General features: G+C 43.7%; 16 protein-coding genes. 6 read left to right on the plus strand and 10 right to left on the minus strand.

Annotated elements, in window-relative coordinates:
• The first annotated feature begins 28 nt into the window (after positions 1-28).
• From ST42_RS09940 to ST42_RS09950, 3 genes are read left to right on the plus strand one after another with little or no spacing between them, the layout of a single operon-like run.
• Positions 29-655 (plus strand): DNA-processing protein DprA, encoded by a 627-nt coding sequence (locus ST42_RS09940; RefSeq protein WP_052485460.1) that lies wholly within the window; start codon positions 29-31, stop codon positions 653-655.
• Positions 656-677: 22 nt separating this feature from the next.
• Positions 678-1,601, plus strand: coding sequence for an eCIS core domain-containing protein (locus tag ST42_RS09945; RefSeq protein ID WP_042518513.1), 924 nt, complete (start codon positions 678-680; stop codon positions 1,599-1,601).
• A 17-nt stretch (positions 1,602-1,618) separates the two neighbouring features.
• Positions 1,619-2,320: an N-formylglutamate amidohydrolase gene (locus tag ST42_RS09950; protein ID WP_042518511.1), complete on the plus strand. Its 702-nt coding sequence runs from the start codon at positions 1,619-1,621 to the stop codon at positions 2,318-2,320.
• Between the two features lie 97 nt (positions 2,321-2,417).
• On the opposite strand, the gene ST42_RS09955 is transcribed toward ST42_RS09950, so the two are convergent.
• The 10 genes from ST42_RS09955 to ST42_RS13880 form a co-directional block, all read right to left on the minus strand.
• A complete protein-coding gene (locus ST42_RS09955) occupies positions 2,418-3,176 on the minus strand; it encodes a Sir2 family NAD-dependent protein deacetylase (RefSeq protein WP_231557008.1) in 759 nt (252 codons plus the stop codon).
• Positions 3,136-3,879 carry a WG repeat-containing protein gene (locus tag ST42_RS09960; protein ID WP_231557010.1) on the minus strand — a complete coding sequence of 248 codons (744 nt, stop codon included), beginning with the start codon at positions 3,877-3,879 and terminating at the stop codon, positions 3,136-3,138. The genes ST42_RS09955 and ST42_RS09960 overlap by 41 nt, the downstream gene beginning before the upstream one ends.
• Before the next feature lie 62 nt (positions 3,880-3,941).
• Positions 3,942-4,442, minus strand: coding sequence for a DUF4919 domain-containing protein (locus ST42_RS09965; RefSeq protein WP_042518508.1), 501 nt, complete (start codon positions 4,440-4,442; stop codon positions 3,942-3,944).
• Positions 4,443-4,570: 128 nt separating this feature from the next.
• Positions 4,571-5,281, minus strand: a complete 711-nt coding sequence (locus ST42_RS09970; RefSeq protein WP_042518506.1) for a metallophosphoesterase — start codon at positions 5,279-5,281, stop codon at positions 4,571-4,573.
• A complete protein-coding gene (locus ST42_RS09975; RefSeq protein ID WP_042518504.1) occupies positions 5,274-6,125 on the minus strand; it encodes a sigma-70 family RNA polymerase sigma factor in 852 nt (283 codons plus the stop codon). Before ST42_RS09975 ends, ST42_RS09970 begins: the two co-directional genes overlap by 8 nt.
• 19 nt (positions 6,126-6,144) lie before the next feature.
• A complete protein-coding gene (locus tag ST42_RS09980; protein WP_042518502.1) occupies positions 6,145-6,921 on the minus strand; it encodes a hypothetical protein in 777 nt (258 codons plus the stop codon).
• Positions 6,922-7,044: 123 nt separating this feature from the next.
• Positions 7,045-7,311 (minus strand): hypothetical protein, encoded by a 267-nt coding sequence (locus ST42_RS09985; protein WP_044073424.1) that lies wholly within the window; start codon positions 7,309-7,311, stop codon positions 7,045-7,047.
• A gap of 56 nt (positions 7,312-7,367) precedes the next feature.
• A complete protein-coding gene (locus tag ST42_RS09990; protein WP_042518499.1) occupies positions 7,368-7,589 on the minus strand; it encodes a hypothetical protein in 222 nt (73 codons plus the stop codon).
• Positions 7,590-7,591: 2 nt separating this feature from the next.
• Positions 7,592-8,161 (minus strand): hypothetical protein, encoded by a 570-nt coding sequence (locus ST42_RS09995; RefSeq protein ID WP_042518497.1) that lies wholly within the window; start codon positions 8,159-8,161, stop codon positions 7,592-7,594.
• Between the two features lie 309 nt (positions 8,162-8,470).
• On the minus strand, positions 8,471-8,905 hold the full coding sequence (locus ST42_RS13880) for a hypothetical protein (RefSeq protein WP_044073426.1): 435 nt from the start codon (positions 8,903-8,905) through the stop codon (positions 8,471-8,473).
• 34 nt (positions 8,906-8,939) lie between these two features.
• Here ST42_RS13880 and ST42_RS13885 point away from each other — a divergent pair, with 34 nt between their 5' ends.
• From ST42_RS13885 to ST42_RS10015, 3 genes are all read left to right on the plus strand, one after another.
• Positions 8,940-9,164 carry a hypothetical protein gene (locus ST42_RS13885; RefSeq protein ID WP_156132485.1) on the plus strand — a complete coding sequence of 75 codons (225 nt, stop codon included), beginning with the start codon at positions 8,940-8,942 and terminating at the stop codon, positions 9,162-9,164.
• Between the two features lie 463 nt (positions 9,165-9,627).
• The gene (locus ST42_RS13265) at positions 9,628-11,427 is read left to right on the plus strand and encodes an ATP-binding protein (RefSeq protein WP_052488317.1); all 1,800 of its coding nucleotides are present in this window, start codon (positions 9,628-9,630) and stop codon (positions 11,425-11,427) included.
• A gap of 81 nt (positions 11,428-11,508) precedes the next feature.
• On the plus strand, positions 11,509-12,237 hold the full coding sequence (locus ST42_RS10015) for a hypothetical protein (protein WP_044073428.1): 729 nt from the start codon (positions 11,509-11,511) through the stop codon (positions 12,235-12,237).
• Positions 12,238-12,241: the final 4 nt, after the last annotated feature.

Below are 12,241 nucleotides of genomic sequence, written 5' to 3' on the forward strand. Positions count from 1 at the left end.
AAGTCACTGTTTTTCTAGAATACGTCTTATGGCACAGATAATTACCATTAACAAGGAGGACGAATTCTTTCCCGAAGCATTCAAGGCTATCGGGGAAGATTGTCCCGAGAGAATCTATGCGATGGGCAACCTCGATTTGCTCAAGAGAGAACACATGGTGGCCATCATCGGTAGCCGTAAGGCGACAAGAACAGGCAATAGTAAGGCTTACGACCTTGGCATCAGCTATGCCAAGAAAGGATATGTCGTTGTCAGCGGACTGGCTTTGGGTTGCGACGCATCGGCTCACCGTGGATGCATGGCTGCTGATGGCGGTACTATAGCTATCGTTGCTACTGGACTGAACCTTGTGCATCCCCGTGAGAACATCCCTCTCCAGGAGGAGATTCTACGCAAAGGGGGGCTCATCCTTTCTGAGCAACCTCTAGGTGTAAAGGCAAACCCTACCCGACTCGTATCAAGGAACAGACTGCAAGCAGCACTCTCCGAAGAGGTCATTGTTGCAGAATGTCCGAAGCACAGCGGCACCATGCATACTGTTCGTTTTGCTCAGAAATACGGAAAGAAGGTCAAGGCTGCACGTCTGCCTTATGACAAAGAGGAGAACTCGGGTAACAAATACATCATTGATACTGGCATAGGAGAAGGCATCTGACAAGACAATTTAAAGTAGGAATATGACAAACTGGAAAACGACAGATTTTCAATCGATAAATATCAACTATTCAAATAAAGCAGAAGGAAAATATCTCATTTCATTACGTGATGATTTCGTAAACGGATTGTCGCCTTTTGACCTTGAAGCTCGTTGTGGATTCAAGGGCGCGACTATCTGGGACTATCTGCTTTTGTGTCGGGACAGCGTCCTTGATTGGACGGAAAATGAAATATCCATGTTGGAAGGACTCTTCTGGGAGATTGGCAGTGAACTCAAGCGACACGGTATGGCAATCCCTTCGGTGGAAACCATAAATGTGGTCAAGACAACATCCATAGAAGAGGGTGGTGCAATGGGGTACACAAGAGGCAATACCATATATGTAGCTGAATCTGTCATGAAGAAATCAGAGGGAAAGATTGAAGAACTCCTGACACATGAGCTGTTTCATATCCTCACCCGCTCGTCCCTTGCCTTTAAAGAGGAAATGTACAAGACTATAGGCTTCACAACCACAGAAAAGGTTATTGATTTGATGGCGTTGAACCAACGATGCCGTTTCGTGTCAAATCCTGATGTCAGTAAGTTCTGCAGCTACATCACCTTGAAGGACTTCTCTGGAAAGGAACACCGACTTATGATGACAACACTTGCTCGAAGCAACTATAACGGTGGCTCGCTATCTAGGTATATCCTCCCGTATTTTCTGAAACTGGACGATGACTGCAATGTCGTAACTTATGATGAAAAATTGCCGATAAGAGATTGCTTATATGGTGAATTCTATCAAGACTTTATCACAAAGGTCGGAAAGAACACTGGTTACATGACCAATCCAGAAGAGATACTGGCAGAGAACTTCCGCTTTGCCGTGTTGGGATCCCTAGAAGAATTTCCAAACCCGGAGATTATTGATGATATTCGATATTTGATGAGAGGATAAACATACAGGAGAAAACAATGGACTACGACAAAATAATTTTAAATGTACCACACTCGTCCTTATTGGGACTTTACGATTCCGAATATTCAGGATGGAAGGAAAACCCTGCATTTGAATGTGACTGTGTCATAAAGTGGACAGATTGGGCAACGGATAACATATTCGCACCTAATCATAATCTGAAAGTCAATGTCGATATGCACATCTTTCAGCTGTCACGATTCATCATTGATGCCGAAAGACTTGAACATGACCCATTGGAAGCAAAAGGACAGGGAATCATCTACACGGATTTTGGTGGTTTTCATCGTGAGGTGTCATCAGAGAAGAAGGAATTCTTGATGAATATCTACCATGACTACATTCGTGGAATAAAGGAGTGTCTAACCAAAGAAAGCATCCTCATTGATTGTCATTCCTTCCCTCCGGAGCTTTCAGATGTGGATGTATGTATTGGATTCAATGATGACTGGTCAAAGCCAGAGCAAGAAACAATCAACATGATAGCGTCGAAGTTCATTGATGCAGGCTATGAGGTCGGTATCAATGAACCATACAGCAACTCGCTGTCTCCTGCATGCACATTTCCCTATCATTCAATCATGATTGAGGTAAACAAGCGCATCTATATGAATACGGAGACATTCCAATTACTTCCTGAAGCTGAGCGATTCACTCGAACAGTTAATGATATCTATGCCACCTTGCTTCGTGTATAGGCAACTCTTTCCATAACTAAGGATACTTTCTGTTTACTGAACTACATCGTATAAACAGTAATCCTATGAGAGTACCTCAGAATCTGGATGAGAGTACTCAACGGTTAATATGGTTTAATTCTTCTTGCAGCGTCTTTACACCTTCTGTTGCCGTGGAAAGAATGTACTTATACCCAAGAGATGCGATGTCGACTTCGTTAGGATTTATGATGAACTTAGGAACATCAGGATGAGCATAGCGGATTAGTTCCGCAGCAGGATGAACCGTCAAAGAGGTGCCAATCACAACAAAGATATCAGCATCCTTTACAATCTCTGCTGCATCCTGCATTCCGGATACATACTCTCCAAACAATGTGACATGAGATCTAAGCTGTGAGCCGTCACCGGCATCATCACCAAGTCTTATTGGAACATTCATCGGCATTTCCCTTATGTAACGAGCATCATGACGATTGTCAGATGAGCACACTCTTGCCAGTTCTCCATGCAGGTGAATGACATTGGTAGAGCCAGCGCGTTCATGTAAGTCGTCGATATTCTGTGTAATGACTGTTACTTGATGCTGTTTCTCCAAATCTGCGATGAAGGCGTGTGCAGCATTAGGGGCTGCATCAAAAACTCTTTGCCTCATGTCATTCATGAATGCAAGAAACTCTGAAGTATCGTTGTATAATGCCTCAGAGCTTGCCAAATAGACCTTTCTTTCATCATTCCAAAGCCCATCTTTTCCACGGAACGTAGGTATCCCGCTTTCTGAGCTGATACCGGCTCCTGTCAGAAATACTATATCTTGACGTATCATAATCGACTGGTTACTTGATTGTCCATTCCAGAATGTAATGCATCTTTCCATCTACCAATGCCTCGAAGAACTCTTCATCCTCATCATCGAGTTTATCCCATTCCTCTTCAGTCATATAGTAGATCTCATCATACATTGGCTTCTGGTGGCAATTATAGAATGAAGAATCTCCATCCCAATACCATCCCCATTTATAATTTTTCCTGAAGAAGAACGGTTCGTATTTGAAGTCTGGCGTATGAATGCTGTCCATGCTGCACGGAATAACAAGTTTGCCACGATGATTGACCACGCCTTGCTTGCCATTCTTGATGACAAGATGATACATGGAATCCTTTACGCGCACAATTCTGTCGTATTTAAATGGGCATACGATATTGCCTTCAAAATCGACGATTCCCCATTTGCCGTCTTTCTTTGCTACAATCTGAAAGTCTGTGGTAAAAAGACTCCAGTCATAGGTAAAGCAGAAGTCTTCATAGATTGCTGGTGAAAGCTTGCGTCCAACAAGATCCAGCAGGCCTATCTTCCCATCCTCTTCATAAGTCATGGACTCAAAAGAAGGATAGCCATATTCATTCCAAAGGTCATGTAACTTGCTATCAACTTCGAAAGACTCGTGGTAGACATCGACCCCATCAATCTTTCTCGTTCCAAGTTCCCATGCCTTGTGGGTAATCTCTTTCCATTTAGCCCATTCTCTGCACAGGTCGTATGACTCCTCCAGCGGTTCACCCACCAAGGTGTTTTCCATCGCCTTGTCATAAGCAGACTGCCATGTTTCTAACACAGAAGGCAGCCTGCTCTGGTGTGTCATCATGAATAATGTTGGTCGGTCAAGCATTGCTGTTCGTTCGGTTTGAGGTTGACATCATCCGTCGGACATGGGTAGCCCACGTCAAATCTACGCTTTATATCAAAGAATATCCTGTCAACGTCAAAAGGATTCTCATCGAAATAAAGACAATCTATACCATCGCTTACACTTTGCTTGACCATTTTCAAGCAACTGTATGGAAACTTGCGAGTGATGTACTCATATTCCTGATGAACGTCTATTACGCAAAGTGCAGTCTCGGGAGTCTTTCCGTCACCGGTGCTGTCAATGGTTTCCATCAACAAACGTTCCTGTGGCGTGTCCACCTCATAGTCATCGTCCATCATCATAGCCAAGTCATCCTCAACAGAACCTGTAGATTCAGCCAGAGGACCCATGTCCAAGTCAAGGTCAAAGTACAGGTCTTTCCAGTAGTCCATGAAGAGCGCATCTTCCAAATCGCCGTCAGCATACGCCTTGGTGAAAGTGAATCCATACATCAGGGCTCAAAGTGTTTCCACATCAATTTCTTTTTTCCCATCCTTCCATGCCTGAATGACATCTTTATTATAAGCATCCTTATACTGATTGTAATCTACCTTTGTAAATGAATTGTTCTGTTCCATAATCAGTTCATATTTTGTCTGTTAATAACCAGATATTGATCGTTGTACAGGCAGTCGCAATACGTGATGGTAGTTTCATCATCTATCTTTGCTGACTTTATGCTGTCAACACGGGAATGCCCGACAAACTGGTGATATCCTTTCAAAGGATTGTCTTTGGTTTCGTCAATGTCAGCCCAGAAGATACCTCCATATTCGTAAGGCCCACCTCGCCAAAAACCAACTTCTCCCATAGCAACGAATTGTTCCTGTGTGGGATTGTTGAGTTGATCCGCAATGGAACAGTTTTTACTGGAATCGCCATGAAAATCATTGCGGAACCATCCGTCACTGACTCCGGCATGTGTAAAAAGCATCTTGCCTTGTTGCCATGCGTATTGGAACAGGTCTCTATTACTTGTCAGAATACGCTTTATGCGAGGTGCGATTCTCTCATCATAGCGGGTGCAGGTAACGAAGTCTTCGGAAAGATAGTGCATATCATGGTTTCCAAGAAGCAGAATAACATCATTCGGATGCCTCTTCTTGAACTGTATGATAGAGCGTAAGTTCTTAATCAGTTCATCTGGTTCTATGTCTTCGTAAGGGTCGCAATAGTCACCGAGGAAGACAAACTGACTTCCTTGATGATTCTTTACGACATCCTTCCATGTGGTGAGTCCATGAACGTCACCTATCACCACTATTGGTCTCTGTCTGGCATTTTTAGGCATAAGCACGTAGTCTGTTGATGTTGTCGCGTGATTGCATTTTGATGATTGAGTTGGTGCGGATCTGACGTACACGCTCGCGAGATAACCCCATCTCGTCGCTGATTTCTTCAAGCGACTTCTGAGGACTATTAATGCCGTAGAACATACAGATTACACGCTGCTCACGACAAGTTAGTTGTGATATAACGTTAGTGAGTTCTTCATGAAGAGACTCTGCCATGAGTCCAGAATCTGCAGATGGTGCATCAGACTCGAAGGTGTCAAGGAAGCTGCGGTCATCGTCCTCACTCGTGGGAGCGTCTATACTGACGTGGAATGAAGTATAACCAAGCGCATCCTTTATCTTTGACACAGGCAACTCTATGATTTCTTCAAGATCCTGTGCTGTAGGAGCAAACTGATGCTCCTGCTCAAATCGTTGTGCTGCCTTCTTCACCTTGCTGATGTTTCCATGGACATTCTGAGGGATGCGTATCATGGTTGATTCTTCGTTCATTGCAGATATGATACTCTGACGAATCCACCATACGGCGTAGCTGATAAACTTAAAGCCGCGTGTTTCATCGAACTCACGAGCAGCCTTGATTAACCCTATGTTTCCCTCGTTGATGAGATCCATGAGGCTTATACCCTTGCATTGGTACTGTTTAGCTACAGAAACCACAAAACGTAAGTTTCCCTTCACCAGTTTTTCCAATGCCTCTTCATCACCCTGACGTATTTTTGCTGCGAGGGAGACTTCTTCGTCAGTGGTTAGCATAGGAATCTTGCTTATCTCTGCAAGATAGCGGTTAAGGGATTCATCACGTGTTGTAATGCTTTGTGTAATCTTCAATTCTCTCATGTAGTTGGATATTTAGTCTTTAAATGTTTTTCTCTGCTTCTGCGAGATATTTCTCGTATTGGTCAAGAAGGTTTTTCTTCCTTCTAGTTGTGATTGGCAATGATGGCTTCATCGTTGCTATCGTTGGTGAGCAATCAATCCCTCCATAATTATATGGCAGGACCATATACACGTCTAGTGAATGGTCGAATCTGTAGCCTAGGCTGTGGTCTGTGAGGTCATAGTCAGTATGCGTTGCCATATACTTGTCCTGCATCTTTTTTACCTCTTCCATCGTCGGCGGTGTCTTTACCACAATGGCGAGGTTCACCTCATCATCGCTCCAATAGTCGTTTCCATGATAGCCGAAGACCTCTACGATATCACCAGGCTTGAAGAGTATCTCCTTGGGCTTTCGTCCGTGAAACATGCGTCTCTTTCCAAGGTAGTGGCCAAGTTCAACCTCATTCATGGAGAATGGAGTTTCACGCTGCATGATGTTGGCATAGTCGCTGACACCCCATAGGTTTCCATCGGAGAGATATACACGTTGGGAGAAGCTGTCTGACATGAGCCTTTCCATCACTTGAAGTCCTATCGGAATCTCAGTTACTACATACGCGTACGTTCCATATTGATGATAAATGGCATTTTGCTTCACGTATTCCTCTGCTTCCTTCAATGTAAAGAGGAATGTTACTTCATGCGAGTCAAGCTTGAATTCCGGCCAATGACATTTGTATGGGTTACGATATTTGTAGCTGTAACGAGTTACCTTGAATATGCTCTTTATATGTAAATCTTTTGCTTCGTCCATTCATTTATACAATAAGTATGACTATTTTCCAAATCTCCAAGCTTCAAGGATGGCCAGATGCTCTGTGTCGTTGTCATCAAGATGGCATTTTGACAGTTCCCAGGGGAGGCCCGCCAACAATTCCTACTCTGACAGTGTCACATCCTCTTCTACATCAATATCCATGCCCATCAGCTCGTTGAGATATGTATATCTACCTAAGATACACCAACTTTTATCATATTTGTCACGAACCGTGCAGATCATGTCAATATCAGGAGACGTTCCCTCCCATCTGCTAGCTACAACTATATGCCTGTCACTCGCCTTTGGTTTGACAGACTGCAGCCGGATGTAGAGTTCGGAATACTCTCGGAGGATAATATCCTGATTACCTCTGATGAATGTCATACACGGTACGACATTCTCAAACGGTATTTTATGTAATAACTCAGAATAAGTCATTCTTACTTTACGAATATAAGTATCTCGCCTGTCTCATCGCCTTGTCCGAACATGTTGGCATCTCTCAGCTTATAGTCCTTTGCTTCATATTCCTTGACAGTCGGGTTATCTGTGTACTCACCAGGCGTTCCCTGGCTTACTACAGCGATGGCATCCTTTCCATAGGCCTCCCATGCCCCAATCTGGTTCATGCGCCTCATACCTTCTATAAGTTTCTCGTCCATCGTCAGTCCTTCTTTTCTGCAAGTTTGATAATAGCCTCTGGTATCTCAACCGAATATTCAACATCTTCAAGTTCAAGTCCTGCATTCATATGGTTATAGAAGAAGTCCTTCACCTCACTGTCTTCCAGACCAGCCACATAATCGTCGAGCCAGTCATTGAAGGCCTCGGTCTTGTCTTCTTCAAGCGCATCCTCGTCAAGTTCCCCGTCCTCAGTATAGTCCTCTTCGTCAAACTCAAAGTTGAATCCGCAGTTCTCTTCGCAGTATGCCATCAGTTCATCTGTATCATATTCGAAGTATCCGTTATTGTATCCTTCCCACAGCCAATGAAGTTCTTCTGCATTGTAAGCCATATCGTGATACGCCTCACGGAGTTTCTCATAGATGTCTGGATATTTCTCTTCCTGTTCCAGTTCTTCGATGTCTGTCGTTCCCTTCTGTCTAATGAGGTCAACAATCTTTGCAACTTCTTCATCTGAGAGTTCTACGTAACCTTCACTCTCTACGTTCACTGCACCACCTGAGTGCGTGATGCCCAGACATGTGTCATTTTCAATACTGTATAAAGCCATTTCATTGATGGAGTTTAAGGGTTAATTACTGATGTTACTTGCGATGCATGTGTCCGAAAGCACACTGGCTGCACTTAAATCCAGCACCATAACGTCCGGAATGCTTTCCTAAACATGATGGGCAGATGCGGTAACCGCATTTGTCACATACGTACCAGTTCCACGTCTCAGGGAGTTCCTGACCGCAACATTGACAAGGTATCCAAGCCATAATATAGATAATTTTAGTGAATATTTCAAATAGTTCTTTCAAAATCTGCTGCAAAGGTAGCCTTTATTTTTCAGCAAAGAAAAACGGGTATACGTATATCAATCAGATTGTTTGTTTTCTATCTTCTTTGTCTCCTTGCATATGCCGTTCTCGTATTCCCACATAGAGTCACATACATTTGCCGGACTGCCCAGGTATTCGCTCATTTCCTCCATGTGATCCCCCATATATTGCCCCATCGTGGAAGAGTCAACGATGTTCAGTCCATAGAAGGTCATGCCCTTTTGCTTCTCAGCATTTATCTTATCCATCACCTCTTCAGATATCGGCATCCAGCCAAAGTCTGAGATGCAAAGAATGTCGGCTGTGGAATAATCGCCTTCGAAGGGCATGATTTCATCAAAGAGCCATCGGAACATGCTGTCTTCATCATTTCCACCCATCTCCGCCTCGTCTAAGAAGTCGAGCAAGTCTTTTTTGTCGTGTTCTATGTTATGTAGTCGGAATAGGTCATGGCTATAGGAGTATTTCACAACAAGAACCTTGCGTTTCCTCCTTTGTGCAATTATGCAGATAGCGATAGACAACGCCTTCGCTACCAAGACAGGCTCTCCTTGCATACTGCTACTCGTGTCAAGGCTGAGAAAACGAATGCCAGAGTACATTATCCTTGCCCCAGACATCCCCGTATCTCCACGAGAGGCTCTGCCTTTCCTTCGAGAATACTGTGAGGAAAACAAAGCAGATCTCATCATAGGTACGAGCATGGGGGCATGTATGCCATGCAGATAACGGGATATGACCGTATATGTGTCAATCCTGCCTTGCACATGTCGCAACTATCAGAAATTATGAAGGTCGGAACATGGGATTACTTCCAGCCTACAGCCAATGGACGAACGCAGTTTACAATTACTGAAGACATCATAAATGAGTTCCGGGATATGGAAGCGCAGATGTTTGACAATATCACAGATGAGGACAAGAATCATTGTTGGGGATTTTTGGGTGACGAGGACACTACCGTCAACTGCCGCGAAGAATTCGAGTCTCACTTTTCACCTAACATTATAGAATTCCATGGAGGGCATCGTTTGACTAACGCTGTCATCAGGGATGTCATACTCCCATTCGTACAATCAATCGAAAAATGATTTACTGGTGCTTATACGTATACCACAATTTATTTACTGAAGATTAAAGCGTACCTTTGCAGTCGATTTCAAAACAATACAATTAGCAACTACCATATCATATGAAGAAAGACCTCCCTATAGACCTCGACTTGGAACTTGATGATGAATTCATTGACGAATTCGGCGATATCGAAGGCGACGAAGAAGAACCAACAGAAAGTCCCAAACGTAAGGATTTACCTATACACGATGACTGGAATATCGTAAAGGCATTCAACATCATCAATGAGGAATCACCCAAAAGCCAGCTTACAGGAGGGCTTTTCATTAAATGTGCAGAAGCTTTCAGCTATCTGTTTGATAAACTTGGTCTTAACGCTATTCAATGCGTTATTATCGCTATGCTTGTTGAAGCAGGGAAACCTATGTCATTCCGTCAAATGGGCAAGATACTTGGCCTTTCGCGTTTGTCAATGATGACCCATTATAACGATATCGAGGAACTGTTCCGTATGCGTTGGCTTCTACATCGTGGAGCAGAGGAGTCAGATGGTGTCTATGACGGATACTGTCTGGCAAGAGGTGTGGTGAGTGCCATACGCGAGAATCGTCCATTTAAGCCCGAGGTTCTTGAATGCGAGAGCACGCAGGAGTTCGTGGATAGGCTTGCTGAGCATGTGGCAAAAGACTATCGCGATGAAAACCTTGTCTTCAAAGACGAGAAATACTGGTTACACGAAATGGTCAGTGCTAATGCAGAGCTGCCCATTTGCAAGGTGGCACTCAGTTTTAATGACATTGACAGCCTGTCACTGCTCATGCTTGTCGTTTGTGACTACGCCAATTTCAATGGAGCAGAGGAAGAAGGTATCGGTCCACGTGATGTTCAACTTGTCTATCCTCAAGAGTGTACTCCAAACTTCCGCAGGGTTGTAGATGCCATGCAGAAGGGGACCCATCTTCTGTTCCGAGAAAACCTTATCGAGCACAAGTGTGTGAATGGTATGGCAGAAACTAATCAGTATGTTGCCACGTCACATCTCAAGAATGAGATACTTGCAGATTTCAGTCCTCTCGACCATTCCGATAAACATGTACCGCAGATGGATGGAGTCAAGTCTTATAAAGATATCACCGCCAAGGCTCTCTTTTATAATAAGGAAGAAGGAGAACAGGTTGAACGTCTTCGCGGCATACTTTCACAGGAACAGTTGCCAATCATACAAGAACGCCTTAAGAGCAAAGGCATGAGAACTGGTGTGTGTGTGCTCCTTCACGGTCAGCCTGGCACAGGCAAGACAGCCACCGTTTATGAATTAGCGCGTCAGACCAGACGTGACATCATACAGGTTCAGGTGACTGACTTCAAGGACAAGTATGTTGGTGAGAGTGAGGCTAAGCTGAAGAAGATATTCTCAGATTACCGTCAATGCTGCAAAAACAGCGAAGTAACACCAATCCTTCTGCTTAACGAGGGCGATGCCATACTTGGAAAGCGCATAGAGAATGTGGAACATGGCACAGAACAAATGATGAATGCTCTTCAGAACATTCTGCTTGAAGAGATGGAGACAATACAAGGCATCATGATTGTGACTACGAACCTCATCACTAACCTCGACAAAGCTTTTGAGCGTCGTTTCATCTTCAAGGTGAAGTTTGAGAAACCTGGCACGGAAGTTAAGGCTCATATCTGGCAATCTATGTTGGAAAACCTTGATGTGAAGGAAGCGATGTCGCTGGCACATGAGTTTGATGTAACAGGTGGCGAGATTGAAAACATAGCCCGTAAGGCTACAATGGAATACATCCTTACAGGTAAGGAAAGCGACATTGACACCATACGCAAGTTCACCAAGCAGGAAAAACTTGAGTCAAACCGTAGGCCCATAGTGGGATTCTCAACGAATAATAGCTAATAAACATGGATGAAAGTAAAAGACAGTATATATTATCCAACCCACCACTTAATGAAAACAAGACAATTCACGATATAGTTTATGAGGTACTCAAACAAACAGATTAACAACAACATTCGCAGAGTTCTGGAAGATGGCAAGAACAATGATGACGCTCTTGATCTTTTCCTCATGATGAATATGATGAACGATCTAGGGACAGAGCGCTCCTTTGTTAAGAAAGGGCCGTCACCATCAGACATTCACATGAACCTCATCGGCAACAATGTCATAGACAAGGATGACTTCAAACTCAAGATGGCAAGTGGAAAAAAGTTCTTGACACAGAGACTTGTCGTCAAACTGTCGCCTAATTGTACACTCTATGCAGAGACCAACCACTCTTCGCTGCAAGTCTGCATTAACGAGAAGAACATAACCACCATGTATCTCGATTCTTACCGCGCAGAAGACGTTGCCATGTGGATAATACGCCAAAAACAAAACATAGACAAGTATATGGAAGGTTGGAATGACGTCCTGAACAAAGCATGCAAGAAAGCCAAAGGTAACCACATGGCACTCCTCGCCATTAGAGCCATATTCACGGATGCAATGAAGGACTATACCGACATCAAGTATGAAATCATTGAGCAGAAACGCAGGGCACGAATAAGGGTGACTCTACCTAAAGGTCGTCTCGGAGTATTTCTTGATGCATGGTGGTGCACCTACAAGGAAAAACTACCCCCTCAAATAGAAAGTCTGAAGATTCTTATCGAGGCACACAGAAAAAACATCCTTACAAATTTCTGTTCGCCCAAGTCCTAACAAC

Source organism: Prevotella pectinovora, assembly GCF_000834015.1.
GTDB classification, from domain to species: Bacteria; Bacteroidota; Bacteroidia; order Bacteroidales; family Bacteroidaceae; genus Prevotella; species Prevotella pectinovora.

Bases quoted from the DNA above. Each gene is read 5' to 3' on its own strand.
- ST42_RS09940 (WP_052485460.1), top strand. From the start codon at position 29: ATGGCACAGATAATTACCATTAACAAGGAGGACGAATTCTTTCCCGAA.
- ST42_RS09945 (WP_042518513.1), top strand. From the start codon at position 678: ATGACAAACTGGAAAACGACAGATTTTCAATCGATAAATATCAACTAT.
- ST42_RS09950 (WP_042518511.1), top strand. From the start codon at position 1,619: ATGGACTACGACAAAATAATTTTAAATGTACCACACTCGTCCTTATTG.
- ST42_RS09955 (WP_231557008.1), bottom strand. From the start codon at position 3,176: ATGGAAAGATGCATTACATTCTGGAATGGACAATCAAGTAACCAGTCG.
- ST42_RS09960 (WP_231557010.1), bottom strand. From the start codon at position 3,879: ATGGAAAACACCTTGGTGGGTGAACCGCTGGAGGAGTCATACGACCTG.
- ST42_RS09965 (WP_042518508.1), bottom strand. From the start codon at position 4,442: ATGTATGGATTCACTTTCACCAAGGCGTATGCTGACGGCGATTTGGAA.
- ST42_RS09970 (WP_042518506.1), bottom strand. From the start codon at position 5,281: ATGCCTAAAAATGCCAGACAGAGACCAATAGTGGTGATAGGTGACGTT.
- ST42_RS09975 (WP_042518504.1), bottom strand. From the start codon at position 6,125: ATGAGAGAATTGAAGATTACACAAAGCATTACAACACGTGATGAATCC.
- ST42_RS09980 (WP_042518502.1), bottom strand. From the start codon at position 6,921: ATGGACGAAGCAAAAGATTTACATATAAAGAGCATATTCAAGGTAACT.
- ST42_RS09985 (WP_044073424.1), bottom strand. From the start codon at position 7,311: ATGACATTCATCAGAGGTAATCAGGATATTATCCTCCGAGAGTATTCC.
- ST42_RS09990 (WP_042518499.1), bottom strand. From the start codon at position 7,589: ATGGACGAGAAACTTATAGAAGGTATGAGGCGCATGAACCAGATTGGG.
- ST42_RS09995 (WP_042518497.1), bottom strand. From the start codon at position 8,161: ATGGCTTTATACAGTATTGAAAATGACACATGTCTGGGCATCACGCAC.
- ST42_RS13885 (WP_156132485.1), top strand. From the start codon at position 8,940: ATGCAGATAGCGATAGACAACGCCTTCGCTACCAAGACAGGCTCTCCT.
- ST42_RS13265 (WP_052488317.1), top strand. From the start codon at position 9,628: ATGAAGAAAGACCTCCCTATAGACCTCGACTTGGAACTTGATGATGAA.
- ST42_RS10015 (WP_044073428.1), top strand. From the start codon at position 11,509: ATGAGGTACTCAAACAAACAGATTAACAACAACATTCGCAGAGTTCTG.